22 protein-coding genes are annotated in these 24,956 nt (G+C 67.8%); 13 read left to right on the forward strand and 9 right to left on the reverse strand.

Annotated features, from left to right (window positions below; all coding sequences use genetic code 11):
* A partial coding sequence (locus tag AAHB16_RS20325) for a winged helix-turn-helix domain-containing protein (RefSeq protein ID WP_342051839.1) occupies positions 1 to 367 on the forward strand: 367 nt, incomplete at its 5' end.
* Positions 368 to 378: 11 nt separating this feature from the next.
* Here the strand turns inward: AAHB16_RS20325 and AAHB16_RS20330 are convergent.
* The 4 genes from AAHB16_RS20330 to minC form a co-directional block, all read right to left on the reverse strand.
* Complete coding sequence (locus AAHB16_RS20330) at positions 379 to 1,455, reverse strand: porin (RefSeq protein WP_150373232.1); 1,077 nt, start codon at positions 1,453 to 1,455, stop codon at positions 379 to 381.
* A gap of 385 nt (positions 1,456 to 1,840) precedes the next feature.
* Positions 1,841 to 2,095, reverse strand: a complete 255-nt coding sequence (minE, locus tag AAHB16_RS20335; protein ID WP_150373231.1) for a cell division topological specificity factor MinE — start codon at positions 2,093 to 2,095, stop codon at positions 1,841 to 1,843.
* Between the two features lie 13 nt (positions 2,096 to 2,108).
* Positions 2,109 to 2,924 carry a septum site-determining protein MinD gene (gene minD / locus AAHB16_RS20340; RefSeq protein WP_150373230.1) on the reverse strand — a complete coding sequence of 272 codons (816 nt, stop codon included), beginning with the start codon at positions 2,922 to 2,924 and terminating at the stop codon, positions 2,109 to 2,111.
* Positions 2,925 to 2,976: 52 nt separating this feature from the next.
* Positions 2,977 to 3,801, reverse strand: coding sequence for a septum site-determining protein MinC (gene minC / locus AAHB16_RS20345; RefSeq protein ID WP_342051840.1), 825 nt, complete (start codon positions 3,799 to 3,801; stop codon positions 2,977 to 2,979).
* Between the two features lie 176 nt (positions 3,802 to 3,977).
* On the opposite strand from minC, the gene AAHB16_RS20350 reads away from it, so the two are divergent.
* The 11 genes from AAHB16_RS20350 (at position 3,978) to AAHB16_RS20400 (ending at position 18,273) form a co-directional block, all read left to right on the forward strand.
* Positions 3,978 to 4,949 carry a magnesium and cobalt transport protein CorA gene (locus AAHB16_RS20350; protein ID WP_150373227.1) on the forward strand — a complete coding sequence of 324 codons (972 nt, stop codon included), beginning with the start codon at positions 3,978 to 3,980 and terminating at the stop codon, positions 4,947 to 4,949.
* Positions 4,950 to 5,080: 131 nt separating this feature from the next.
* Positions 5,081 to 5,218 carry a hypothetical protein gene (locus tag AAHB16_RS20355; protein WP_191002154.1) on the forward strand — a complete coding sequence of 46 codons (138 nt, stop codon included), beginning with the start codon at positions 5,081 to 5,083 and terminating at the stop codon, positions 5,216 to 5,218.
* Positions 5,218 to 5,307, forward strand: a complete 90-nt coding sequence (kdpF, locus tag AAHB16_RS20360) for a K(+)-transporting ATPase subunit F (protein ID WP_109582419.1) — start codon at positions 5,218 to 5,220, stop codon at positions 5,305 to 5,307. Before AAHB16_RS20355 ends, kdpF begins: the two co-directional genes overlap by 1 nt.
* Positions 5,308 to 5,321: 14 nt before the next feature.
* Positions 5,322 to 7,151, forward strand: a complete 1,830-nt coding sequence (kdpA, locus tag AAHB16_RS20365) for a potassium-transporting ATPase subunit KdpA (RefSeq protein WP_342051887.1) — start codon at positions 5,322 to 5,324, stop codon at positions 7,149 to 7,151.
* Positions 7,152 to 7,284: 133 nt separating this feature from the next.
* A complete protein-coding gene (gene kdpB / locus AAHB16_RS20370; RefSeq protein ID WP_223851527.1) occupies positions 7,285 to 9,390 on the forward strand; it encodes a potassium-transporting ATPase subunit KdpB in 2,106 nt (701 codons plus the stop codon).
* A gap of 15 nt (positions 9,391 to 9,405) precedes the next feature.
* The gene (gene kdpC / locus AAHB16_RS20375; protein WP_150373222.1) at positions 9,406 to 10,029 is read left to right on the forward strand and encodes a potassium-transporting ATPase subunit KdpC; all 624 of its coding nucleotides are present in this window, start codon (positions 9,406 to 9,408) and stop codon (positions 10,027 to 10,029) included.
* Positions 10,030 to 10,122: 93 nt separating this feature from the next.
* Positions 10,123 to 13,029 (forward strand): sensor histidine kinase KdpD, encoded by a 2,907-nt coding sequence (locus AAHB16_RS20380; RefSeq protein ID WP_342051841.1) that lies wholly within the window; start codon positions 10,123 to 10,125, stop codon positions 13,027 to 13,029.
* A gap of 1 nt (position 13,030) precedes the next feature.
* A complete protein-coding gene (gene kdpE / locus AAHB16_RS20385) occupies positions 13,031 to 13,726 on the forward strand; it encodes a two-component system response regulator KdpE (RefSeq protein WP_150373219.1) in 696 nt (231 codons plus the stop codon).
* A gap of 140 nt (positions 13,727 to 13,866) precedes the next feature.
* On the forward strand, positions 13,867 to 14,634 hold the full coding sequence (locus AAHB16_RS20390) for a tetratricopeptide repeat protein (RefSeq protein WP_150373217.1): 768 nt from the start codon (positions 13,867 to 13,869) through the stop codon (positions 14,632 to 14,634).
* Positions 14,635 to 14,650: 16 nt separating this feature from the next.
* A complete protein-coding gene (locus AAHB16_RS20395) occupies positions 14,651 to 17,305 on the forward strand; it encodes a circularly permuted type 2 ATP-grasp protein (RefSeq protein ID WP_342051842.1) in 2,655 nt (884 codons plus the stop codon).
* A complete protein-coding gene (locus AAHB16_RS20400; RefSeq protein ID WP_342051843.1) occupies positions 17,302 to 18,273 on the forward strand; it encodes a transglutaminase family protein in 972 nt (323 codons plus the stop codon). The genes AAHB16_RS20395 and AAHB16_RS20400 overlap by 4 nt, the downstream gene beginning before the upstream one ends.
* 16 nt (positions 18,274 to 18,289) lie before the next feature.
* Here the strand turns inward: AAHB16_RS20400 and gatB are convergent, their stop codons facing one another.
* The 5 genes from gatB to gatC all read right to left on the reverse strand — a co-directional run bounded on the left by gatB (position 18,290) and on the right by gatC (position 23,197).
* Complete coding sequence (gatB, locus tag AAHB16_RS20405; RefSeq protein ID WP_150373213.1) at positions 18,290 to 19,753, reverse strand: Asp-tRNA(Asn)/Glu-tRNA(Gln) amidotransferase subunit GatB; 1,464 nt, start codon at positions 19,751 to 19,753, stop codon at positions 18,290 to 18,292.
* 35 nt (positions 19,754 to 19,788) lie between these two features.
* On the reverse strand, positions 19,789 to 20,823 hold the full coding sequence (locus tag AAHB16_RS20410) for a dienelactone hydrolase family protein (protein ID WP_342051844.1): 1,035 nt from the start codon (positions 20,821 to 20,823) through the stop codon (positions 19,789 to 19,791).
* A gap of 10 nt (positions 20,824 to 20,833) precedes the next feature.
* Positions 20,834 to 21,295 (reverse strand): hypothetical protein, encoded by a 462-nt coding sequence (locus tag AAHB16_RS20415; protein ID WP_150373210.1) that lies wholly within the window; start codon positions 21,293 to 21,295, stop codon positions 20,834 to 20,836.
* Positions 21,296 to 21,316: 21 nt separating this feature from the next.
* Positions 21,317 to 22,822 (reverse strand): Asp-tRNA(Asn)/Glu-tRNA(Gln) amidotransferase subunit GatA, encoded by a 1,506-nt coding sequence (gene gatA, locus AAHB16_RS20420; RefSeq protein WP_342051845.1) that lies wholly within the window; start codon positions 22,820 to 22,822, stop codon positions 21,317 to 21,319.
* Positions 22,823 to 22,897: 75 nt separating this feature from the next.
* Entirely contained in the window at positions 22,898 to 23,197 is a 300-nt protein-coding gene (gatC, locus tag AAHB16_RS20425) for an Asp-tRNA(Asn)/Glu-tRNA(Gln) amidotransferase subunit GatC (RefSeq protein ID WP_150373207.1), read from the reverse strand.
* Between the two features lie 658 nt (positions 23,198 to 23,855).
* Between gatC and AAHB16_RS20430 the strand changes: the two genes are divergently transcribed.
* Positions 23,856 to 24,899 (forward strand): rod shape-determining protein, encoded by a 1,044-nt coding sequence (locus tag AAHB16_RS20430; RefSeq protein WP_011296266.1) that lies wholly within the window; start codon positions 23,856 to 23,858, stop codon positions 24,897 to 24,899.
* The last annotated feature ends 57 nt before the right edge of the window (positions 24,900 to 24,956 follow it).

Consider the following 24,956-nt stretch of genomic DNA (forward strand, 5'->3'; position numbering starts at 1 on the left):
TTATAACCCCCCGCGCCCCCCCCCCCCCCCCCACGGCGTGGAGGTCATCCTCACGCCGAAGGAGTTCGATCTGGCGATGCTGCTATTCCGGTACGAGGGCCGCGTCGTGTCGCGCGAGCATATGGTCGCCGCGGTCTGGGGCCACGACCTCTCGCCGATGTCACGCACGATCGATACGCATATCTCGCGCGTCCGGACCAAGCTGCAGCTCGTCGCCTCGCAGGGCGCGCGGCTGGCGCCGGTCTACACGCACGGGTACCGCCTGGAGCTGTTCGAGGATGCGCCGCCGGACGCGTCGGCAGATTGGCTGCCGGCAACAAAAAAGGCGCCCGAAGGCGCCTTTCCCGTCAACACACCGATCGATTGATCGGCCGCCAATCAGAAGATGTGGCGGATACCAGCGGCGACGCCGGTCTGGTTGTTCTTGCCAGGCAGGTTCGCCTCGGCACCACCGGTCACCTTGTTGTAGTCCACGGTACCGTAGACCTGGGTGCGCTTCGACAGCGAGTACTCGGCCAGCAGCACGCCCGTGTAACGGTTGCCGCTGTTGTCGTTCACGCCGTAGGCGTTCTTGATGTGGTCGCCGTAGAACACGCCCGTGACGGCCAGGGCCGGCGTCACCTGGTAGGTCGCGCCCACGTAGCCGATCAGGTCCTTGCGCGGGTTGGCGCCGTAGTTGCGCGTCGTTGCGGGCGGCAGGGTAGCCGGGTTCGGCGAGAAGAAGTTCGCGTCGATCGTGCCCGTGCTGTCGCGGCCACCGATGTAACCCAGGAACAGCTTTGCCGGTCCGATGGTGTACTTACCAGCAGCGCCCCACATTTGCTGCTTGTTGCTGTTGGCGTCCTTGATTTCCTGGTACACGCCGCCGATGCCGAACGGTCCGAATTCATACGCGGCGCGGGTGCCCCAGTACGAGCTCTTGGTCGTGCTGCCCGGGACTTCGCCGAAGCCGTAGCTGGCGCCGACGCTCAGGCCGCTGAACGCGCCCGAATAGCTGACCACGTTGTTGTTGCGGAACTGGGTCAGGAAGAACGGCCACGCGTTGTTGTCGTAGTTGCCGATCGTCAGCGGATCATAGTCGCCGAAGAAGTTGAAGCCTTCCGTGTATTGGCGGCCCAGCTTGATGGCACCGAAATCACCCGAGAGACCCACATAGGCTTGACGACCGAACAGCGAACCGCCCTGGTTGGCACGGCCCGTATCCGGGTCGAAACCGTTTTCCAGCTGGAAGATTGCCTTCAGGTTGTTACCGAGGGCTTCCGCACCCTTCAGGCCCCAGCGGCTGTTGGTGATTGCGCCGTTGGTCAGTTGGGTCTGGCTGTGGTTGGCGGCGTCCGCGTTGGTCTGGAAGCGGATGCTCTGGTCAACGATCCCGTACAGCGTCACCGACGTCTGGGCGAAGGCGCTCCCAGCGCACAACGAGCCGATAGCGAGAGTCAGTAGCGATTTCTTCATGGTGCTCCTTTTCTGTCTTGTGGTGTTCGCAGCCGGATCACGGCGCGATTGGTCTACGTTTCCTGTAAACGCCGCGAAAATTTAACAAAAGGCTGAACTTTTCGACATAAAACTGAAGTCGAGGCCGTCCTCAGGAAGACATTTGGTGCAAATCCGTTGGTTTGCCGCTACACCCTGTTACGGGGGCAACTTGATGGTGCAATGCGGCAAGCGCCATGTCGGTGCATGAGCGCCGGCAACGGGTATGCAGAAAGGGAGCGAGAGCGGGGATGCAGCGCATGCAGGGGATGCATGTTGCAGTGCGGAAATCCCCACGAACGGGGGAAGGGTTACTACGGAGACGGCACGAGCGTGCCGTCTCGGGGACATCGTCGATCGCGCGGGGTCAGCTCTGCGGAATCTCGATCTTGATATCGAGCACCTCGAGGTTGTCCTGACGCTCGAGGTTCACGCGCAGATCCTGGTCGCTGATCTTTACGTACTTCGAAATCACGGCCACCAGCTCGCGCTGGAGCGCGGGCAGATAGTCGGCGGGCGCCGAATGGCCATGGCGTTCGTGGGCGAGAATGATCTGCAGCCGCTCCTTGGCGACCGACGCGGACTTCTTCTTCTCCCCCAGCAGGAAGGACAGGATCGACATGGATGAGTCCTCCTTACTTGTTGCCGAAGATGCGCGAGAGCAGGCCCGGCTTCTGGTAGTCGGTAAAACGCATGGGCTTTTCCTTGCCGAGGAAGCGGTCCACGACGTCGCCGTAGGCATCGGCCACGTCGGTTCCTTCCAGGTGGATGGCCGGCGTCCCCTGGTTGGAAGCATGGAGCACCGCCTCGGATTCGGGGACCACGCCGATCAGTTTGATGCGCAGAATCTCCTGAATATCCTGAAGCGACAACATTTCTCCGCCATGCACGCGCTTCGGGTTGTAGCGCGTGATCAGCAGGTGCTCCTTGATTGGCTCGCCGCCTTCGCTGGCACGCTTGGTCTTGGACGCCAGGATGCCGAGGATACGGTCCGAATCGCGCACGGACGACACCTCGGGGTTCGTCACCACGAGCGCCTCGTCGGCGAAGTACATGGCCATGAGCGCGCCGGTCTCGATGCCTGCGGGCGAATCGCACACGATGTACTCGAAGCCCTGTTCCTTGAGGCCGTTGATGACCTTTTCCACGCCTTCACGCGTCAGCGCTTCCTTGTCGCGCGTCTGCGAGGCCGGCAGGATGAACAGGTTTTCGCACTTCTTGTCCTTGATCAGGGCCTGGTGCAGGTTGGCTTCGCCCTGGACCACATTGATCAGGTCGTACACCACGCGGCGCTCGCAACCCATGATCAGGTCGAGGTTGCGCAGGCCGACGTCGAAGTCGATCACGACGGTCTTGTGGCCACGCAGGGCGAGGCCAGCGGCAAAGCTGGCGCTGGTGGTGGTCTTGCCGACGCCTCCCTTGCCGGAGGTCACTACGATGATTTTTGCCATGGCTCTTTGGTCCAGTAAGGGTGCTAGATAGATCGATCCCGGTCCCCGCGGGTCACTTCATCCGCAGCGGCTCGAGAATCAGTTTTTCGTCGGCCAGGCGAACCTGGGCGGATTTGCCGAGCACATTGGCCGGGAGTGTCTGCTCCGCGGTCCGATAGATGCCGGCGATGGAAATGAGTTCGGGCTCCAGGCACGTGCAGAAGATGCGCGCGTCGTGGTTGCCCTTGACGCCCGCCAGCGCGCGGCCGCGCAGCGGGGCGTAGATATGGATGTTGCCTTCGGCGATCACCTCGGCCCCGTAGCTGACGAGGTCGAGAATCACGACGTCGCCCTGCGCGTAGACCTGCTGGCCCGAGCGCAGCGGCTTGTCGATCAGCATGGTCGGCACGGCGCGCGCGCTGGCCGCGGCCAGGATGCCGGCCACGTCGGCCACGGGCGCAGCCACGCGGGCGGCCTCCGGCGCGGCGGCAGCAGCGGTCTCGCCGGATTGGGCGGTCTCGCCGGATTCGGCGGCAGCCGGCTCCGGTGCGGGCTCCGCGGCTTCCTCGCGGCCGCCGCGGCGGCTCTGGCTATCCAGTAGCGGCAAGCCATAGGCTTCCGCCCACTCGCGCTGGTCCGCGCGGGCCACCACGCCGATGGCGCGGGCGCGCAGCGTGCCCAGTGTCTCGATCAGACGGTCGATACCGACCCGCTCGTCGCCTTCGAGGCGGCGCAGGTCCAGTGCGATGACGTCGTTGGAGAAGAAATCGGGGGTCGCTTCGAAACGGGAGAGGAGGTCGTCCCGCAAGGCGTCCGTATCCGCGGTCTTGAGAGCGAGAAGGAGGGCGTCGACATTGCCGCTACGCAGCTCGAAGCGTGGCGATTTCTTCTGGGACATAGTCGGGTGACCGTGGAAATGCGACATTCTAACGTCGTCTACGCGGCGAACTGTAACAATTCGCCAGTTGATGGCCGCAGGTGCCCGATGGTCGCCATGCGCGGTGTCGGCGTGACGCCGATGCACACGATGCCCCGACTCTTGCTAGGATGCCGCATCCGAAAACGGGAGACTCCATGGGTGCAGTGGTCAATTGCGTGGCCTATCGCGATGGCAAGAAGCTCGGCACGGTCGAGGTCGACGCGATCTCGGACGTGCTGTCGGAGGAGGGCACGTTCGTCTGGCTGGGCCTGCACGAGCCCGACCTGGCCCTGCTGCGCAAGGTGCAGCGCGAATTCGGGCTCCACGATCTCGCGGTCGAGGACGCGCTCGATGCCCACCAGCGTCCCAAGATCGAGACGTATGGCGACTCCGTCTTTATCGTGCTGAACACGGCGCAGCTCGTGGGCGAGGAAGTGGTCGTCGGCGAGACGCATATCTTCGTCGGCCCGCGCTATGTGGTTTCGGTGCGCCACGGGGCCAGCAGCACGTACACGCCCGTGCGCGAGCGCTGCGAGCAGGACCCGCAGGGGCTCGCGCACGGACCGGGCTATGTGCTCTACGCGCTGATGGACTTCGTGGTCGATCAGTACATGCCCATCGTCAACCGGCTCGAGGACACGTTCGAGAAGCTCGAGCAGAACATCTTCCGCGACGAGTTCGACCGCGCGGCGCTGGAACGGCTCTACCGCATCAAGAGCCAGGTGCTGCGGCTGCGCAATGCGGTGTTCCCCGTCGAAGACATCTGCAGCCAGCTGATCCGCCTGCACGAGGACCTCGTGCCGAAGGACCTGCGCGCGTATTTCCGCGATATCGAGGACCATGCGAGCCGGCTCGTGCGCACGCTCGATGTCGTGCGCGAAATGCTGACGACGGCGGTGCAGGTCAATCTTGCGCTCGTGACCGTCGCGCAGAACGAGGTGGTCAAGCGGCTGGCGGGCTGGGGCGCCATCCTCGCCATTCCGACCGTCGTGTTCAGCCTGTACGGGATGAACTTCGAATGGATGCCCGAGCTCAAATTCCACTACGCGTATCCGATCGTCATCGGCATTACGTCGGTCGCGTGCGGCGGCCTCTGGCGCAAGCTGCACAAGGCCGGCTGGCTCTGAGCCCACGGCCGCGGGGCGCACCCGGCGGCCGTTTTTATATTTTCTTTACACCCCCCTCCGCCCTCTCTACCCCCTTTTTACCCCCCAATCCCTAACCTCCCTTCCGTGAATCACTCACGTAGGCAGTTGCCATGGACGGGATCTATTTCATCGTGTTGTTGGGGTTTGGCGCGCTAACGGGCGCGCTACTGGCGCTGTGCGCCGCGCTGGGCGCGCAGCCGCCATCCGAGCCGAACGGGAAGACCGGCGCCGACGAACGGGGGCGCTGATGAACTGGACCGACCTCCTGAGCGGCGGCCTGGCCGTCGCCATCTTCATCTACCTGCTCGTCGCGCTGTTCCGGCCGGAGAAATTCTGATGTCTTCCCATTCGATTACGCCTCAGTTTCTGGGGCTGCTCGCGCTCTTCCTCGCGATCCTGTTCATCGTGGGGCCGTTCCTCGGCCGCTATATGCGCCGCGCGATGGAAGAGGGCAACTATGTGCTGACGGCCTGGGGCCGCCCCCTCGAACGCCTGATCTATCGCCTCGGCGGCGTGCGCCCCGAGGCCGAGATGGGCTGGAAGCAGTACGCGATCGCGCTGATCGTGTTCAACGTGCTCGGCGTGATCGCCGTCTACGCACTGCAGCGCCTGCAGGGCATGCTGCCGCTGAATCCGCAGGGCTTCGGCGCGGTGTCGCCCGATTCGTCGTTCAACACCGCCATCAGCTTCGTCGCCAACACGAACTGGCAGGGCTATGCCGGCGAATCGACGATGAGCTACCTCACGCAGATGCTCGCGCTGACCGTGCAGAACTTCGTGTCGGCCGCGACGGGTATCGCCGTCGTGTTCGCGCTGATCCGCGGGTTTGCGCGCCATACCGCGCACACCATCGGCAACTTCTGGACCGACATGGTGCGCAGCACGCTGTACATCCTGCTGCCGCTTTCGGTCGTCATGGCCGTGGCGCTCGTGGGCCAGGGCGTGATCCAGAACTTCGACGCGTACAAGGACGTGTCGCTCGTCACCGAAGTGGAATACACGCAGCCGAAGGTCGATGCCGCGGGCCAGCCCGTGCTCGACAAGGAAGGCAAGCCCGTGACCGAGGCGGCAAAGACCTCGACGCAGCAGCTCGCGATGGGCCCCGTGGCGTCGCAGGAGGCGATCAAGATGCTCGGCACGAACGGTGGCGGCTTCTTCAATGCGAACTCCGCCCATCCGTTCGAAAACCCGACGCCGTTCTCCAACATGCTGGAGATGCTCGCGATCTTCCTGATTCCCGCCGCGCTGTGCTTCACGTTCGGCGAGATGGTGCGCGACCGCCGGCAGGGCGTGGCGGTCATCGCCTCGATGACGGTCATCTTCGTCGTGATGGCACTGGCCGCGATGGCGTCGGAAGGCCAGATCACGGCCGCGCTCTCGCAGCTGCCGATCGATCATGCCGCGTCCGCGCTGCAGGCGGGCGGCAACATGGAAGGCAAGGAAGTGCGCTTCGGCATCTCCGCCAGCGCGCTGTTCGCGACGATCACGACCGCGGCGTCGTGCGGCGCCGTCAACGCGATGCACGACTCGTTCACGGCCATCGGCGGACTCGTGCCGATGCTGCTGATGCAGCTGGGCGAAGTGGTGTTCGGCGGCGTGGGTTCGGGCCTGTACGGCATGCTCGTCTACGCGGTCCTGGCCGTGTTCATCGCGGGGCTGATGATCGGCCGCACGCCGGAGTACCTGGGCAAGAAGATCGAGACGTACGAGATGAAGATGACCGCGGTGGCCATTCTCGTCACGCCGCTGCTGGTGCTCGTGGGTACCGCCATCGCGGTGCTCGCCGAACCGGGCCGCGCCGGTGTCTTCAACCCCGGCACGCATGGCTTCTCCGAAGTCCTGTACGCGCTCTCGTCGGCGGCCAACAACAATGGCAGCGCGTTCGCGGGCCTGTCCGCCAATACGCCGTTCTACAACGTGCTGCTGGCCGCGGCCATGTGGTTCGGCCGCTTCTGGATCATCGTGCCCGTGCTCGCCATGGCCGGTTCGCTCGCGGCCAAGAAGCGCACGCCGGTCACGGCCGGCACCATGCCCACGCATGGTCCGCTGTTCGTCGTGCTGCTGGTCGGCTCGGTGCTGCTGGTGGGCGCCCTGACCTATGTGCCCGCGCTCGCGCTGGGCCCGGTGGCGGAACAGCTGCAGTCTTCGCAGCCCGCGGCGGTAACCGCGGCCTCGCGTTAATTCGGAGCTTCGTATGCAACAAGATTCCACGGCAACGCGTACCAACAAACACGCGGCCGACAATCAGCAAGGCGCCACCCGGACCGCCATCGTGCAGCCCGGCCGCGCCACCCAGCCGCGCGCGTCGCGCAGCATGTTCGCGCCGGAACTGGTCAAGCCCGCCATCGCCGACGCGTTCCGCAAGCTCGCGCCGCGCGACCAGTTGCGCAACCCGGTGATGTTCGTGGTCTATGCGGGCAGCATCCTGACGACGATCCTGTTCCTGCGCGCGCTCGTGCAACCGAGCGAGGGCGAATCGGCGGGCTTCATCCTCGCCGTGACCGTGTGGCTCTGGTTCACGGTGCTGTTCGCGAACTTCGCCGAAGCGCTCGCCGAGGGCCGCAGCAAGCAGCAGGCGGCCGCGCTGCGCGGACTCAAGACCACGGTCACCGCGCGCGTCGTGCGCGCTGGCCGCAAGGACTACCGCGCGATCAGCGCTACCGAGCCGCGACCGGCCACGGCGCTGCGCAAGGGCGACATCGTGCTCGTGGAAGCGGGCGATACGATTCCGGGCGACGGCGAGGTGATCGAGGGCGTGGCATCGGTCGATGAGTCGGCCATCACCGGCGAATCGGCGCCCGTGATCCGCGAGTCCGGCGGCGACTTCTCGTCGGTGACGGGCGGCACGCGCGTGCTGTCGGACTGGATCGTGGTGCAGATCACGACCAATCCCGGCGAAAGCTTCATCGACCGCATGATCGGCATGGTCGAAGGCGCCAAGCGCCAGAAGACGCCGAACGAACTCGCGCTGACGATCCTGCTCGTCGGGCTCACGCTCGTGCTGCTGCTCGCCACGGCCACGCTGCAACCGTTCTCGCTGTATGCGGTGCTCGTGACGAAGCTCGGCGTGCCGGTATCGGTGACGGTGCTCGTGGCGCTGCTGGTATGCCTGATTCCGACGACGATCGGCGGTCTGCTGTCGGCAATCGGTGTGGCGGGCATGAGCCGCATGATGGAGGCGAACGTCATCGCGACCTCGGGCCGCGCGGTGGAAGCCGCGGGCGACGTCGATGTGCTGCTGCTCGACAAGACCGGCACGATCACGCACGGCAATCGCCAGGCTTCGCGCTTCGTGTGCGCGCCCGGTGTCACCGAGCGCCAGCTGGCCGAAGCCGCGTGGCTGTCGTCGCTCGCGGACGAGACGCCGGAAGGCCGCAGCATCGTCGCGCTGGCCCGCCAGCAGCCCGGCGCCGCCGCGCCGGAGCTCGGCAACCGCAGCATGGCCGCGCCCGTGTTCGTGCCCTTCAGCGCGCAGACGCGCATGAGCGGCGTCGATGTGGGGCAGGGGAATCAGGTGCGCAGCGTGCGCAAGGGTGCGGCCGAAGCGGTGCGCCGTTACGTGACGGAGCGCGCGGGCAAGTTCCCCGAGGCGGTGGTGCACGCGGTCGATGACATCGCGCGCGCCGGCAGCACGCCGCTCGTGGTCGCGGAGGCCGTGAGCGTCGGCACCGAGGACAGCGTGCGCGTGCTCGGCGTGATCGAGCTCAAGGACATCGTCAAGACCGGCATCAAGGAACGTTTCGGCGAACTTCGCAAGATGGGCATCCGCACGGTGATGATCACCGGCGACAACCGCCTGACGGCGGCGTCGATCGCGGCGGAGGCGGGCGTCGATGATTTCCTCGCCGAAGCCACGCCCGAAGCGAAGCTCGCAATGATCCGCGAGTTCCAGCGCGAAGGCCGCCTCGTGGCGATGACCGGCGACGGCACCAACGACGCGCCCGCGCTCGCGCAGGCCGACGTGGCGGTGGCGATGAACAGCGGCACGCAGGCCGCGCGCGAGGCCGGCAACATGGTCGACCTCGACAGCAACCCGACCAAGCTGATCGAGATCGTCGAGATCGGCAAGCAGATGCTGATGACGCGCGGCTCGCTGACGACGTTCTCCGTGGCCAACGATGTCGCGAAGTATTTCGCGATCATTCCGGCCGCGTTCGCCAGCACCTATCCGCAACTGAACCTGCTGAACGTGATGGGCCTGGCCACGCCGGCCTCCGCCATCATGTCCGCGGTGATCTTCAACGCGCTGATCATCGTCGCGCTGATTCCGCTCGCGCTGCGCGGCGTGGTCTACCGCCCGCTCGGCGCCGCGACGCTGCTGCGCCGCAATCTGCTGATCTATGGTCTCGGCGGGATTCTGGTGCCGTTCGTCGGCATCAAGCTCATCGACATGCTGCTCGTGATGTTTGGCTGGATCTGAGCCCGGAGTAACCTCATGCAATCGCAACTGAAAACCACCCCCGCTGCGTCGCCGCAGCCTCCCGTGCAGCAGGGCATGCTGCGTCCCGCGCTGACGTTGTTCGTCGCGCTGTCGATCGTGACGGGCCTGCTGTATCCGGGCGTGGTCACGGGCATCGCGCGCGCGGTGTTCCCGCACGAGGCCGCGGGCTCGCTGATCGTCAGGGATGGCAAGGTCGTCGGCTCCGAACTGATCGGCCAGCCGTTCTCCGATCCGAAGTACTTCTGGGGCCGCCTGTCGGCGACCGCGCCGATGCCGTACAACGCGGCCGCGTCGGTCGGCTCGAACCTGGGCCCGACCAACCCGGCGCTCACCGATGCCGCCAAGGCGCGCATCGACGCGCTGCGCGAGGCGGATCCGGGCAACGACAAGCCCGTGCCCGTCGATCTCGTGACCGCATCGGGCAGCGGACTGGACCCGCATATCAGCCCCGCGGCCGCGCAGTACCAGGCCGCCCGCGTGGCGCGCCTGCGCGGCGTGCCCTTGGCGAAGGTGGAGGCGCTGATCGCCGCGAACACGCGCAGCCCCGGGCTGGACGTGTTCGGCGAGCCGGGTGTCAACGTGCTGAAGCTGAACCTGGCACTCGATGCCATGAAGTAATGCCGCGCGGGGTTCCCCCTTCCGCACAAGAAGCAGGAACCCCGCTGGCCGTTGCGCCGTGGCAGAATCGCAGCGACTCTTCACCGAATACCGATGACCGAACCCGTCGCCCGCCCCGACCCGGATGATCTGCTCGAACGCGTGCAGGCGGAGGGCGCGCGCGCCGCGCGCGGCAAGCTGCGCGTGTATTTCGGCGCGTCGGCAGGCGTCGGCAAGACGTTCGCGATGCTCAGCGCGGCGCGCGCGCTGCGCATGCAGGGCACCGACGTCGTGATCGGCATCGTCGAGACGCATGGCCGCGCGGAGACCGAGGCGCTGCTGGACGGCCTCGAGCGGCTGCCGATGCGGGCGGTGCCGTACCGCGATCGCGTGCTCCAGGAATTCGACCTCGACGGCGCGCTCGCGCGGCGTCCCGCGCTCGTGCTCGTGGACGAACTCGCGCACTCCAACGCCGCGGGCAGCCGCCATCCGAAGCGCTGGCAGGACATCCAGGAGCTGCAGGCCGCGGGCATCGATGTCTGGACCACCGTCAACGTGCAGCATCTCGACAGCCTCAACCAGGCCGTCGGGGGCATTACCGGCGTGCGCGTATGGGAGACCGTGCCCGACGCCGTGTTCGACGGCGCGGACGAGGTCATGCTCGTCGATCTGCCCGCCGACGAACTGCTGCGGCGGTTGCGCGAGGGGAAGGTCTATCTGGCCGAACAGGCCCAGCAAGCCGCACGCAATTTCTTCCGCAAGGGCAACCTGATGGCGCTGCGCGAACTCGCGCTGCGCCGCACGGCCGATCGCGTCGACGACGATGTGCGCGCCTATCGCGATGCGCGCGCCATCGCGCCCGTATGGCGCACGCGCGAAGCGGTGCTCGCGTGCATCGGCAGCGGGGACGATGCGGAACAGGTCGTGCGCAGCGCGCGGCGACTTGCAAGCCAGCTCGACTGCGACTGGCACGTGGTGACGATCGCCACGCCGCGCCTCACGCCGCTAGCCGATACGGTGCGCGCGCGCATGCAGGCCGCGATGCAGCTTGCGGAGGAGCTCGGCGCGCGTACCGACACGCTCGCGGGTGATGACATGGTCGGCGCCGTCACGGGATACGTGCGCCGTCACAACCTGACCAAGGTCATCGTGGGCCGCGCGCGTGCCGAATGGCCGCGTGAGGCCCACTGGCTCGAACGCGGACGCGCCTGGCTCGCCCGCGCGATGGCGCCCGCGCTGGGCGTCGGCAACCGGTTGATCGGGCGGCAGACCTTTGCGGATGCCCTGGCGGCGGGCTGCCCCGAGATCGACGTGATCCGCGTGGCGGCCGACACCACGCGTACCGAATTGCGGCCGCGCGCGGCCGGCCCCGGCGGGCTCGCGCCGAGCCCCGACGCGCGCACCGCGGAAGACGAGGCCGCGGCGGCGGAGGTCCGCCGCAAGCGCCTCTACGACTACGGCTGGGCCGTGCTGTGGTGCGGCGCGGCGTCGGCGCTGTCGATGCTCGCGCGGCCGTGGTTCGACCTCGTCAATATCGCGATGCTGTTCCTCGCGGCCGTCGTCGGTGTGGCACTGCGCCATGGCCGCGGGCCGGCCGCGTTCACTTCGGTGCTCGCGGTCGGATCGTTCGATTATTTCTTCGTCCCGCCGCGGCTGTCGTTCGCGGTCAGCGATGTGCAGTACCTGCTGACCTTCGTGGTGATGCTCACGGTCGGCCTCGTGATCGGTCAACTGACGGCGGGCCTGCGCGAACAGGCGCGCGTTGCCGTGCGGCGCGAGACCGATGCGCGCACGCTGTACGAACTCGCGCGCGAGTTGTCGGCCGCGCTGACCGTCGAGCAGATCGGCGAGATCGGCAGCCGCTTTCTGCGCGCCGCGTTCGACGCGCAGGCGACGTTGTTCGTGGTGGGCGCGCAGGGCCGGCTGGTATCGCTTGCGATCGACGGCGGCCCGGACGCGGCGCAAAGAGATGCCGCCGACCTGCGCAAGGGCGAGGCCATCGACAAGGTACTGGCGCAATGGGTGTTCGATCACGGCCAGCCCGCAGGCACGGGTACGCATACGCTGCCGGGCAGCACCGTGCTGTACCTGCCGCTGAAGGCGCCGATGCAGACGCGCGGCGTGCTCGCGGTGGAGCCGCGCGCATGGCGCGCGCTCGCGGCGCCCGACCTGCGCCGCCAGGCGGACGTGTTCACGACGCTGATCGCGATTGCGATCGAGCGGCTGCACTACGTCGAGGTCGCGCAGCAGGCGCTGCTGTCGATCGAATCGGAGCGGCTGCGCAGTTCGCTGCTGGCCGCGGTATCGCACGATCTGCGCACGCCGCTCACGGGGCTGATCGGCATGGCCGAGACGCTGCAACGAACGGACCCGCCGTTGCGCGACGACGTGGCGGCGACGGTCGATGCGATGCGCGGGCAGGCACAGCGCATGCGCACGATGGTCGTGAACCTGCTGGACATGGCGCGCCTGCAGCGGCACGACGTGGCATTGCAGCGCACGTGGCAGTCGCTGGAAGAACTCGTCGGTGCCGCGCTCGCGTCGCTGCGCGATGCGCTGGCCGGACATCGCGTGCGCGTGGCGGACCTCTCGGCATTGCCGCTCGTCGAATGCGATGGCGTGCTGATGGAACGCGTGCTGTGCAACCTGCTCGAGAACGCGGCCAAGTACACCCCGGCGGGGACCGAGATTCGGCTGCACGGCGCGATCGTCGGCGACGAGGTTCGTCTGGTCGTCGAGGACGATGGCCCCGGCGTCCCGCGCGGCCGCGAGCGGCAGATCTTCGAGAAGTTCGTGCGGGGCGACAGCGAATCGGCGACGGCCGGCGTGGGCCTCGGACTCGCGGTGTGCGATGCGATCATGCAGGCGCATGGCGGACGGATCTGGGCCGATGCGGTGGAGGGCGCGGGCGCGCGCTTCACGCTGGCGTTGCCGCGCGGCAATCCGCCGGCGATCGAGCCGGAAATCCTGGAAACTGTGGACGTCGCGCCGCCATCGATGCGCGGCAAGGATTCTCACTGACATGCCTTTCGATTATTCGCCCACCGTCCTGCTCGTCGAAGACGAACCGCATATTCGCCGGTTCGTGCGCGAGTCGCTGCAGGCCGAGGGCTGCACGGTCCATGAAGCGGACACCCTCAAGCGCGGCCTGATCGATGCCGGCACGCGCCAGCCCGATATCGTGATCCTCGACCTCGGCCTGCCCGATGGCGACGGCATGACGCTGATCCGCGAGATGCGCACCTGGACCGAGGTACCGGTGCTCGTGCTGTCGGCCCGCACCGAGGAGTCGGACAAGATCGCCGCGCTCGATGCGGGCGCCGACGACTACCTGACCAAGCCCTTCGGCGTCGGAGAACTCGTCGCGCGCGTGCGCGTGCTGCTGCGGCGCCACGCCAGGACCAATCCGCAGGGGACGCCACAGATCGCGTTCGGCGACGTAAAGGTCGATCTCGCCAACCGCCTCGTGACGCGCGGCGAAGCCTCCATCCACCTGACGCCGATCGAATACCGGCTGCTCGCGGTGCTGATCGCCCATCGCGGCAAGGTCATGACGCACCGGGAACTGCTGCGCGAGGTCTGGGGCCCGTCGCACTCGGAAAGCAGCCACTACCTGCGCGTATACATGGGTCATCTGCGGCACAAGCTGGAGGCGGATCCGGCCCAGCCGGCACATCTGCTGACCGAGGTCGGGGTCGGCTACCGCTTCGCGGGATAGCGATGCGCTATATGCGGGAGAAATACAAGGCCGTCATTTCATAACGGTGGTATTTCTCCTGTGAATGGCGGAGGGCGCCTACACCGGACGCGAGCCTTCCCCACTACACTGGCAGGTGACTGGCGAACCGGAGCCTCCTTATGCCTGCCTTGCCCCCGCCGCGCCGCGCCTCCGGCGCGCGCATCCCGCCGATCTGGCGCGCCGCGCTGGCGTCAGCGATGGCGCTCGCCATCGCGTTGCCCGCGGCGGCCGCCACCCGGGCCGTCGCCACGGAGCGGCCCGCTCCCGCGCAATCGCAGACCCAGGCCGCCGTGGCCGACTACGACGCGGGCCGCTACGACGCCGCGCTGCAGGGTTTTGCCGCCGCGGCCAGGCAGGGCAACCGGCTGGCGCAATTCAATTACGCGATGATGCTGCTGCGCGGAGAAGGTACGCCCGCGAAGCCCGAGGAAGCCCTCGTGTGGTTGCGCAAGGCTGCCGATAACCAGATGACACACGCGCAGTACACGCTCGGCGATCTCTACGAACGGGGCGGCCTCGTGCCGAAATCGCTCGCCGAGGCCAACCGCTGGTACGCGATGGCCGCGCAGGGCGGGCATACGCAGGCGCAGATGGCGCTGGCCACCAATTACTTCACCGGCCGCGGGGTCGATCTCGACTACGGCAAGGCGTTCACGTGGTACAGCCGTGCCGCGACGGCCGGGGACGGCGGCGCGCAGTACATCGTCGGCAGCTATTACGAGCGTGGCGAGCCGGGCGTGGTGGAAAAGGATATCGAGCAGGCGAAGATCTGGTACGCCCGGTCGGCCGCGCACGGGGACCCCGGCGCGCTGGCCAAGCTGCGATCGCTGCTCGAGGAAACCGTACGCGCAAATGGCAACAAGGGAGCCAATGCCAAAGCGATGTAGCACCGGCGGCCATGCCATGGCCGACACACTCATGCCGCCGCCCGTGCCGGACGGCCATCTCGACGAACTGCGCGGACCCGACGGTGCGATGCGCGCGCCATGGGGCGACTTCTACGAGGCGCTGGGCGCGCCGCGCGCGGACACGCTTGCCGCCCGCGCCGCCGCCGTGGCGCGGCAGGTCCGCGACAACGGCGTGACTTTCAACGTCCATGCGGAGGAGGACAGCGCGCGCGACTGGGCGCTGGAACTGCTGCCGTTCCTGATTGCAGAGGACGACTGGGCCGCGATCGAGGCGGGCGTGACCCAGCGCGCGGTGCTGGCCAACGCGATCATGGCCGATATCTATGGGCCGCAGACGCTGCTCGCGCGCGGCCTGCTGCCGCCGGGCCTCGTGTTCGGACATCCCTGCTATCTGCGCGGGCTCAAGGGCTACCAGCCCCCCGGCGGGAGCTTCCTGCAGATCGTCGCGGTCGACCTCGTCCATGGCGAGGCGGGCTGGACCGTGCTCGCGCATCGCACCGAAACCCCCGCGGGCATGGGCTACGCGCTAGAGAACCGGCTCATCGTCGCGGGCCAGCTTGCCGAGGCGTTCCGCGCGCAGCATGTGCGGCGTCTGCCGCCGGCCTTCGCGCAGCTGATCTCCACGCTCACCCACCTGCCGATCGAGGGCGTCTCCGGCGAGCGGCATCTCGTGCTGCTGACGCCGGGCCCGGCGAGCGCGATGTACTTCGAGCATGCGTTCCTCGCGCGTTACCTCGGTATCACGCTCGTCGAGGGCGGCGACCTGACGGTGCGCAACGACGTGGTCTACCTGAAGACGTTCGGCGGCCTCGAGCGCGTCGATGTGATCGTTCGCCGCGTCGATGACGTGCTGTGCGATCCGCTCGAATTGCGCGCGGATTCGATGGTCGGCGTGCCGGGGCTGCTCGAGGCGATGCGCGCGGGCAATGTGCTGATCTCCAATATGCCGGGCTCGGGCTTCCTCGAGTCGCCGGCGATTCACGGGTTTCTGCCGGGCATCGCCGAGGCACTGATCGGCGAGTCGCTGCGGCTGCCCGATGTGGACACGTGGTGGTGCGGCGAGGCGGCCGCGCGCGAGCGGGCCTTCGAGGCGCTGGGCGAGGCGTACGTCATGCCGACATACCCGGAAGCCCAGGCGGAAGCGGACGCGGAGAGTGAAGCGGGCACCGAAGCCGAGATCGAAGCGGACATCGACTGCGAAACGCTCCCCGGGCAGGAACGCGGCGTGCAGCCGTTGCCCGACTGGCGCGCGCGCATCGAGGCCATGCCCGACCGCTACACGATCCAGGCGCCGCTCGCGCTCTCGCACACGCCCTGCTGGGATGCTGGCGATCGCCGCATGCGCTCGCGCGCGGCCATGCTGCGCGTGTACGCCGTGTCCGATGGCAACGGTGGCTGGCAGGTGATGCCGGGCGGCTTCACGCGGCTCGCGCCCGCCGGCTGCGACGCGGTATCGATGCGCACCGGCGGCACGAGCGCGGACACGTGGGTGCTATCGACGCAGCCGATCGGCGCCACGCCGCTGACCGCGCGCACGGGCCTCGCCGCGCCCGCCGCGCAGGCACAGGCCGCGCTCACGGTGTCCAGCCGCGCCGCGGAGAATCTGTACTGGGGTGGCCGCTATGCCGAGCGCGCCGAGAACACGGTGCGCCTCTGCCGCCAGATTCTCGGCTCCATCGAGCGGCATGAGGAAACCGACGAAGGCGCGCTGGCGATGATCGGCAGTCTTGCACGGTGGTTCAGCCTCGTGCCCGAGGACACGCCGACACCCGATGCATCCGCGCCCGCTTCGTCTCCGGCGTCGCTCGCGGCGTTCGAGCGCCGCCTCGTCATGTCGCTGGCCGACCCGTCAGGCCGCTCGGGCGTGATGTATGCCCTCGCGGGCCACGCGCGCGCCGCGAGCCAGATCCGCAACCGGCTCTCCAACGATCACTGGCGCACGATCCTCGCCGCGCGCAACGACTTCCGCGCGGCGATGGCGGCCGCCTGCACGCCCGAGGGGAGCGGCGAGGGGAGCGGCGAGGGTGCCGATCGTGCCGACGGTGCGGGCCTCGGCTACGACCGCACGCGCGTGCTCGCCGCGCTCGACCACCTGAGCATGCAGCTCGGCGCGATCAGCGGCGCGCAGGGCGACCGCATGACGCGCGACGAGGCCTGGCGGCTGGTCTTTATCGGCCGGCATATCGAACGGATCGGCGGCCTCGCGCCGATGCTGGAGACTGCCGTGGAAACCGGCGCCCTGCTTACGCGGGGCGGCTTCGACCTGCTGCTGCACCTGTTCGACAGCACGCTGACCTTCCGCTCGCGGTATCCGGGCAGGACGGACCTCGCCCCGCTCGTGCAGTTGCTCGTGATCGAACCGACCAATCCGCGCGGACTCTATGGCGTGCTGGAGCGGCTGCGCGACAAGCTCGCGCAGATTCCCGCGGGCACCAGCGGCCAGGCGCGCGTGCCGCTTGTGGAAATGCTGCCGCCCGCCACGGCGCTGCCGTCGCTCACGGGGCTCGTGGAGGCCGATCCCGCGGGCCGCCACGCGAAGCTCGCGGCCTTGTGCGACCACCTCGGCGAGCGCATGGCGCGCATATCGGAGGAGATCGCCTCGCGCTATTTCAGCCACGCGGGCGCGGCGCCGGGCAAGGAGTTGTCATGAGCCAGTCCAGCACACCGGACGCATCGACCGCGGCGAACGCGGCCGCCGGATGCAGGCGGTGCATCCTCTCGGACGTGCCGGCGACGCTGACGACGCTTGCCGTGCAGCACGTGACGACCTATCGCTACGCGCATCCGGTCGAGCTCGCGCAGCAGCGCGCGGTCGCTTCGCCGTCCTCGTATCCATGGCAGAGCGTGCACGCGCATGGCATCGTCGTCCATCCCGAGCCCGCGCATCAGCACATGCGAACCGATGCGTTCGGCAACGGCGTGCTGCATTTCATGCTCGACGTGCTGCACGAGGAGATGAGCGTGAGCGCAACGAGCCTCGTCACGCTGATGCCGCGGTGGGAAGGGTTCGATGCCGCGCGCAGCATGCCGTGGGAAGCGGCCGCGCAATGCCTGCGATTCACGGCGGGGCAGCCGTTCCATCGCGAGACCGAGTTCGTCTATGCATCGCCGAACGTGGCGCTGCATCCGGACCTGCGCGCGTACGCACTGCAAAGCTTTGGCCCGGGCGTGACCGTGGCCGCGGGGGCCATCGACCTGATGCATCGGATCCACGCGGACTTCGCTTATCGCAGCGAGACGACGGAGGTGCATACGCCCGCGCTGGAAGCGTTCGCGCTACGCAGCGGGGTATGCCAGGACTTCGCGCAGGTGATGATCGGCTGCCTGCGCTCGCTCGGACTCGCGGCGCGCTATGTGAGCGGCTATCTGCTGACCGATCCGCCGCCGGGCGAGGCGCGCCTGCTCGGGGCCGACGCCTCGCATGCGTGGGCGGGCGTCTGGTGCCCGGTGCTCGGCTGGATCGACCTCGACCCGACCAACGATGTACTGGCCGACACGCGCCACGTCACGCTGGCGATGGCGCGCGACTACAGCGATATCCCGCTGTTGCACGGCGTCATCGTCGGCGGCGGGGAGCACGAGGTGGCGGTGCAGGTCAGCGTGGTGCCGCAGACCTGACACGCCAGACGACGGGTTACGACAGCTTCTTCTTCAGCAGCTCGTTGACCTGCGCGGGGTTGGCCTTGCCCTTGGTGGCCTTCATGGCCTGACCCACCAGCGCGTTGAAGGCCTTTTCCTTGCCCGAGCGGAATTCCTCGACCGACTTCGCGTTGGCGGCCAGCACGTCGTCGATGATCTTCTCGAGCTCGCCGGTATCGGACATCTGCTTGAGGCCCTTGGCCGCGATGATCGCGTCGGCATCGCCGCCGGACTCGCCGGCCCACATGGCCGGGAACACGTCCTTCTTGGCGGTGTTGTTCGAGACGGTGCCATCGGCAATACGCGCAAGCAGCCTGGCCAGCTGCGCCGGGCGGACCGGCGCCGCGTCGATCGCGATGCCGTCGCGGTTCAGCTGCGACGCCACGTCGCCCATGAGCCAGTTGGCCGCGGGCTTGGCGCTCGAGGCGCCCACTTCGCTCACGACGGCCTCGTAGTAGCCGGCGAGCGCCTTGCTCGCGGTCAGCATGCTCGCGTCGTACGCGGACAGGCCGTACTGCGCGACAAAGCGCGCCTGCATCGTCGCCGGCAGCTCGGGCAGGCTGTCGCGCACACGCTCGATCCAGGCGTCGTCGATCTCGAGCGGCATCAGGTCCGGATCGGGGAAGTAGCGGTAGTCGTGCGCGTCTTCCTTCGTGCGCATCGCGCGCGTCTCGCCGGTATCGGGGTCGAACAGCACGGTGGCCTGCACGATCTTGCGGCCGTCCTCGATCTCGTTGATCTGCCACTGGATCTCGTATTCGATCGCCTGTTGCAGGAAGCGGAACGAGTTCAGGTTCTTGATCTCGCGGCGCGTGCCGAATTCCTTCTGGCCCACGGGGCGCACGGACACGTTCGCATCGCAGCGGAAGCTGCCTTCCTGCATGTTGCCGTCGCAGATGCCGAGCCAGACCACGAGCGAGTGCAGCGCCTTCGCGTAGGCCACGGCCTCCGCGGCGCTGCGCATGTCGGGTTCCGTCACGATCTCGAGCAGCGGCGTGCCGGCGCGGTTGAGGTCGATGCCCGTCATGCCCGCGAAGTCTTCGTGCAGGGACTTGCCCGCGTCTTCCTCGAGGTGCGCGCGCGTCAGCTGCACGGTCTTCTCGTAGACGCCCTGCTTGCCTTCCACCTGGATCGTGATGGCACCGCCCTGCACGACGGGAATCTCGTACTGGCTGATCTGGTAGCCCTTCGGCAGATCGGGATAGAAGTAGTTCTTGCGCGCGAAGATGCTGCGCGGCGCGATCTTCGCGCCGATGGCCAGCCCGAACTCGATCGCGCGCTCGACGGCGCCCTTGTTGAGCACGGGCAGCACGCCCGGCAGCGCGAGGTCCACCGGCGAAGCCTGCGTATTGGGCTCGCCACCGAAGGCGGTGGACGTGCCCGAGAAAATCTTGGAGACCGTGGAGAGCTGCGTATGCGTCTCCAGGCCGATCACCACTTCCCATTGCGTGGATTGCATGGCGGTATTCCTGTACGTGTTCTGTATCTTGTGTATTACGGTTCGGTGCTGGACAGCCACGAATCGAGTTGCGCAAGTGCCGCCACGCGCGCGACGGCATCGCCGCCCACCGTGACATGTCCGCCGCGGCGCGTCGAGGCGACATCGCGGCGCACATGGAGCTCGCTGGTGCCGTCGAAGCCGTGATAGGCGCCCGGGTAGATCTCCAGGCGGAAGCGCGCGTTCGGCTGCCGCGCCTGCACCGCGCTCTGCAGCATTGCGCAGCGCGTGGCGGGCGTCCAGTCGTCGGCGCCGCCGATCATGACCAGCAGCGGCGAGCGCAGCCGGAAATTGTGCTGCTGCACCGCGCGCCGGCAGCCCGGATAGAACGCCACCGCGCGTTCGACGTTCGGCGTGGCGGCCGGCCAGGGCCGGCTTGCGTCGATCGTCGCGAGCACGGCCTGCGCGCCGTTGGACCAGCCGAGCAGCACCACGCGGCGCATGTCGATGCCGGACTGGCCCGAGAGCCAGCGCAGGGCGGCCAGCGCGTCGGCGCGTCGCGCCTTGTCGTCGAGGCCGCGCGCGTCGGGCGCTTCGTTGCAGCTGTTGTCCTTGCCGCGCGGGCCGTAGCTGTCGGGCATGAGCACCGCGTAGCCGCGTTCGTTGAGCCACTGCGCGTATTCGCGGTAGCGCGTCTGCAGCACGCCGGTCCTGCGTGTCTCGTCGAGCCCGTTGCAGCCGTGCAGGGCCACCACCACGGGCATGCCGCCGGCGCGCGTACCCGCGCTCTCGCGCGGCAGGAACCAGTATGCGGTGAGCGTGGGCATGCCGGGTTCGCCCGGTACCGTCACGCGCTGCGCGGGCACGGGCTGCGCCAGTGCGGCGCTCGCGGGCGAGGGCGGCGTCAGCACCGCGCTGGCGGGGGAGGACGGCATCATCGCGGGCACGGCCGCGGCCGGTAACGCGCACGCGGCGACGGCGAGCGCGGCAAACGCGCGCGTTGTGGTTCGTGCCAGCCTCCGCTGGAGGGCCCGGGCGAGCCGGACCGCGAGGGCGGAGTGGCCGAGACCCGTAGCGCTGTCGATCGTCATGGTCGTGCCCCTATCGCGTCGCGGCGCACGCGCCGGTACCCGGGTCGAACATCACGGGCCATGCCTGCTCGTAGATGCCCGGCGTGCAGCGCTGCTGGCAGTTCGCATGCGCGAGCGTGACGCGGCGCGGATCCTGCCAGACCATCAGCTTGCAGCCGCTGCCATCGTTCGCGCGCAGCTCGATGTGCGGGGACTTGCGGACCTGCCGGAAGTCGGCGAGGTCGAAGCTGCACGAGCCGCGCTTGCCCACCCACAGCTTCCACGACAGCTGCCGTACCGTGTTGTCATCGACGTTCAGCTGCGCATCCTCGCGGAAACCGTCTTCCTCGGTGCGCTGGCAGTTGCCCGCCAGGTCGATGTCGCGGCTCGCGATCGGCGTGGGACGTCCGAACGGCAGCTGGATGCAGCCGCTCACCGCCAGGGCGAGTGCCATGGCGGCCAGGGCGCGGCGCAGCATCCGGTTGCTCGTCATCGTCGTCTGTTTCCTTGTCGGTCAGGCCGCGACGGGACGGCGCAGATGCCAGTCCGTGGCCTGCTGGAACGCGTGCGCGGTCTGCAGCAGGCGTGCCTCGTCGAAGTAGTTGCCGATCAGCTGCAGGCCCACGGGCATGTTGCCCTCGCCGAAGCCGCACGGCACGCTCATGCCGGGCAGGCCGGCCAGGCTCGTGGACAGCGTGAAGATGTCGGCCAGGTACATCTGCACCGGATCCGCGCTCTTCTCGCCGAGCTTCCACGCGACGGTCGGCGCCACCGGGCCCATGATCACGTCGCATTGCGCGAACGCGGCCTGGAAGTCGTCGGCGATGATGCGGCGGATCTTCTGTGCCTGCAGGTAGTAGGCGTCGTAGTAGCCGTGCGACAGCACGTAGGTGCCCACGAGGATGCGTCGCTTGACCTCGGCGCCGAAGCCTTCGGCGCGGCTCTTCTTGTACATGTCGAGCAGATCGCGGTACTCGGCCGCGCGATGGCCGTAGCGCACGCCGTCGAAGCGCGAGAGGTTCGACGATGCCTCGGCCGGCGCGATCACGTAGTACACGGGAATCGACAGCTCGGTCTTCGGCAGCGAAACCTCGACGAGCGTCGCGCCCAGCTTCTCGTACTCGGCCAGCGCGGCGCGCACGGCCAGCTCGACGTCGGCGGACAGGCCCTTGCCGAAGTACTCGCGCGGCAGGCCGATGCGCAGGCCTGCCAGCGGACGGTCCGCGGTGGCGCCCGCGCGCGGCTGGCCCAGATGGCGCGTGAAGTCTTCCTCGACGCCGCCCTGCGCGGGCGTGAGGCTCGTCGAATCGCGTTCGTCGAAGCCGGCCATCGCGTTGAGCAGGAGCGCGCAATCCTCGGCGCTACGCGCCATGGGGCCGCCCTGGTCGAGCGACGAGGCGAACGCGATCATGCCGTAGCGCGACACGCGGCCATAGGTGGGCTTGATGCCGGTGATGCCCGAGAACGACGCGGGCTGGCGGATCGAGCCGCCCGTGTCCGTTCCCGTGGCGGCGGGCGCGAGGCCGGCCGCGATGGCCGCGGCCGAACCGCCCGACGAGCCGCCCGGCACGCGCGCGGCATCCCATGGGTTGCGCACGGGGCCGAAGAACGAGTTCTCGTTGGACGAGCCCATCGCGAACTCGTCCATGTTGGTCTTGCCCAGCGTGACCATGCCGGCGGCGGCCAGCCGTTCCACGACCGTGGCGTCGAACGGGCTCTCGTAACCGGCCAGCATTTTCGAGCCGGCCGTCGACCTCCAGCCGCGCGTCACGAACACGTCCTTGTGGGCGATGGGCACACCCGTCAGCGGCGTGGCCTCGCCGCGCGCGCGGCGCGCGTCGGCTTCGCGCGCCTGCGCGAGCGTGCGTTCGGGCTGGACATCGACGAACGCGTTGAGCGCGCCGGCGGCTTCGATGCGGGCCAGGTACTCGCGCGCGAGTTCCTCGGCGGAGACGGTGCGCGCCGCCAGGGCATCGGCGATCTGGCGCAGGGAATTCACGGAATCAGCGGAAAAGGACATGTCGTTCGGGGTGGGCGTCTGATGGTGGCGGACGAAAGTCGCGGGCGGGCGTGCGGGTGCGGATGGCCCGCGCGCTTACTCGATGACCTTCGGCACCAGATAGAGGCCGTCCTCGGTGGCCGGCGCGGGGCGCTGGTAGTCGGCGCGGCGGTCGGACTCGGTGACCGCATCCTCGCGCAGGCGCTGCGCGATATCGCGCACGGCGGACAGCGGATGGGCCAGCGGCGTGATGCCGGTGGTGTCCACCGCCTGCATCTGCTCGACGAGCGAGAAGAAGTTGTTCAGTTGGCCAAGCATATGGGCGGCCTCTTCATCGCTGGTTTCGATGCGGGCCAGATGGGCAATGCGCTTGACGTCGTTCAGATCGAGGGCCATGGCGTGGAGTGACAGACGGTGCCGCGGGGATGCGCGGCCGGTTGGGGCCGCTGGCGGGGTGTTACCGGGAGGTGTCCCCGGAGTTACCGAAATTACCGTCGAAGTTACAAGTTTTTCCGGGGCCAAACGCCCCGAAACAGCAGGAATTATAAGGTATCATTACGCGTCGCTGCCGGCCCCCGGCCACGTCTTCACCACATTGCCGCCCCATGTGTCACCGGATGCGCCCCCCAGTGCCGTTGCTCCGGGGCAATGTGAGATGAAATGTGCGCGTCCAGACGCTGGAAAGCAGGCGCCGCAGTGCTGGCGCCGCAATCCCTGACACCGATGGCAGGTTGACACCGCGCGGGCGATGTCCAGCGGTGAATTAGCGGCCAGTTTTGATCGCATTTTTCGCTGTCACAATCAGGTACCTCCGATTAGGCTTCTGCCACCGTCAGGTTATTTTTTGACCTGTCATGTGTCTCCGGCGAACTTTCGCGCAGAGTCTAATCAAAGGTTCCCGTAGGTTTCAGGTGCGACGCACCGGTACCGCGCCCCCGGGGGCCCGTGAACCCTCTATCGTGACGACCAAATTCGTGGCCGGGCCGCATGCAGTATCGACATGTGGCGCTGGCCGCTTCGCATACCCGCGAACCAACAGAAGACAGGATTCCTGATGTTCGGATTTCTCCGCAGCTATTTCTCCAACGACCTGGCCATCGACCTGGGCACGGCCAACACGCTGATCTACATGCGCGACAAGGGCATCGTGCTCGACGAGCCGTCGGTGGTGGCGATTCGTCAGGAAGGCGGCCCCAATGCCAAGAAGACCATCCAGGCGGTCGGCAAGGAAGCCAAGCAGATGCTCGGCAAGGTCCCCGGCAATATCGAGGCGATCCGCCCGATGAAGGACGGTGTGATCGCCGACTTCACCGTGACCGAGCAGATGCTCAAGCAGTTCATCAAGATGGTCCACGACTCGAAGCTGCTGCGTCCGAGCCCGCGGATCATCATCTGCGTGCCGTGCGGCTCCACCCAGGTGGAGCGCCGCGCGATCCGTGAATCGGCGCTGGGCGCCGGCGCCAGCCAGGTGTACCTGATCGAGGAGCCGATGTCGGCCGCGATCGGCGCCGGCCTGCCGGTCTCGGAGCCGTCGGGCTCGATGGTCGTGGATATCGGCGGCGGCACCACCGAGGTGGGCATCATCTCGCTGGGCGGCATGGTCTACAAGGGTTCGGTCCGCGTGGGCGGCGACAAGTTCGACGAAGCCATCGTCAACTATATCCGCCGCAACTACGGCATGCTGATCGGCGAACAGACCGCCGAGGCCATCAAGAAGGAAATCGGCTCGGCGTTCCCGGGTTCGGAAGTGCGTGAAATGGAAGTCAAGGGCCGCAACCTGTCCGAAGGCATCCCGCGCGCGTTCACGGTGTCGTCGAACGAAATCCTCGAGGCGCTGACCGATCCGCTGAACCAGATCGTCTCCGCCGTGAAAATCGCCCTCGAGCAGACCCCGCCGGAACTGGGCGCGGACATCGCCGAGCGCGGCATGATGCTGACCGGTGGCGGCGCGCTGCTGCGCGACCTGGACCGCCTGCTCGCCGAGGAAACGGGCCTGCCGGTGCTCGTCGCCGAGGACCCGCTGACCTGCGTGGTGCGCGGCTCCGGCATGGCGCTCGAGCGCATGGACAAGCTGGGCAGCATCTTCTCGTACGAATAACGCGAGCCGGGGAACCTGACAGTGGCGATACGCGGCCTGCCGGCGCATGCGACGGGG

The sequence above is a fragment of the Cupriavidus sp. OTU4054 genome, from assembly GCF_038440175.1.
GTDB classification, from domain to species: domain Bacteria; phylum Pseudomonadota; class Gammaproteobacteria; order Burkholderiales; family Burkholderiaceae; genus Cupriavidus; species Cupriavidus pauculus_D.

Coding starts and splice junctions, on each gene's coding strand:
- AAHB16_RS20330 (WP_150373232.1), bottom strand. CDS start 1,455: ATGAAGAAATCGCTACTGACTCTCGCTATCGGCTCGTTGTGCGCTGGG.
- minE (WP_150373231.1), bottom strand. CDS start 2,095: ATGTCGATCCTGTCCTTCCTGCTGGGGGAGAAGAAGAAGTCCGCGTCG.
- minD (WP_150373230.1), bottom strand. CDS start 2,924: ATGGCAAAAATCATCGTAGTGACCTCCGGCAAGGGAGGCGTCGGCAAG.
- minC (WP_342051840.1), bottom strand. CDS start 3,801: ATGTCCCAGAAGAAATCGCCACGCTTCGAGCTGCGTAGCGGCAATGTC.
- AAHB16_RS20350 (WP_150373227.1), top strand. CDS start 3,978: ATGGGTGCAGTGGTCAATTGCGTGGCCTATCGCGATGGCAAGAAGCTC.
- AAHB16_RS20355 (WP_191002154.1), top strand. CDS start 5,081: ATGGACGGGATCTATTTCATCGTGTTGTTGGGGTTTGGCGCGCTAACG.
- kdpF (WP_109582419.1), top strand. CDS start 5,218: ATGAACTGGACCGACCTCCTGAGCGGCGGCCTGGCCGTCGCCATCTTC.
- kdpB (WP_223851527.1), top strand. CDS start 7,285: ATGTTCGCGCCGGAACTGGTCAAGCCCGCCATCGCCGACGCGTTCCGC.
- kdpC (WP_150373222.1), top strand. CDS start 9,406: ATGCAATCGCAACTGAAAACCACCCCCGCTGCGTCGCCGCAGCCTCCC.
- AAHB16_RS20380 (WP_342051841.1), top strand. CDS start 10,123: ATGACCGAACCCGTCGCCCGCCCCGACCCGGATGATCTGCTCGAACGC.
- kdpE (WP_150373219.1), top strand. CDS start 13,031: ATGCCTTTCGATTATTCGCCCACCGTCCTGCTCGTCGAAGACGAACCG.
- AAHB16_RS20390 (WP_150373217.1), top strand. CDS start 13,867: ATGCCTGCCTTGCCCCCGCCGCGCCGCGCCTCCGGCGCGCGCATCCCG.
- AAHB16_RS20395 (WP_342051842.1), top strand. CDS start 14,651: ATGGCCGACACACTCATGCCGCCGCCCGTGCCGGACGGCCATCTCGAC.
- AAHB16_RS20400 (WP_342051843.1), top strand. CDS start 17,302: ATGAGCCAGTCCAGCACACCGGACGCATCGACCGCGGCGAACGCGGCC.
- gatB (WP_150373213.1), bottom strand. CDS start 19,753: ATGCAATCCACGCAATGGGAAGTGGTGATCGGCCTGGAGACGCATACG.
- AAHB16_RS20410 (WP_342051844.1), bottom strand. CDS start 20,823: ATGACGATCGACAGCGCTACGGGTCTCGGCCACTCCGCCCTCGCGGTC.
- AAHB16_RS20415 (WP_150373210.1), bottom strand. CDS start 21,295: ATGACGAGCAACCGGATGCTGCGCCGCGCCCTGGCCGCCATGGCACTC.
- gatA (WP_342051845.1), bottom strand. CDS start 22,822: ATGTCCTTTTCCGCTGATTCCGTGAATTCCCTGCGCCAGATCGCCGAT.
- gatC (WP_150373207.1), bottom strand. CDS start 23,197: ATGGCCCTCGATCTGAACGACGTCAAGCGCATTGCCCATCTGGCCCGC.
- AAHB16_RS20430 (WP_011296266.1), top strand. CDS start 23,856: ATGTTCGGATTTCTCCGCAGCTATTTCTCCAACGACCTGGCCATCGAC.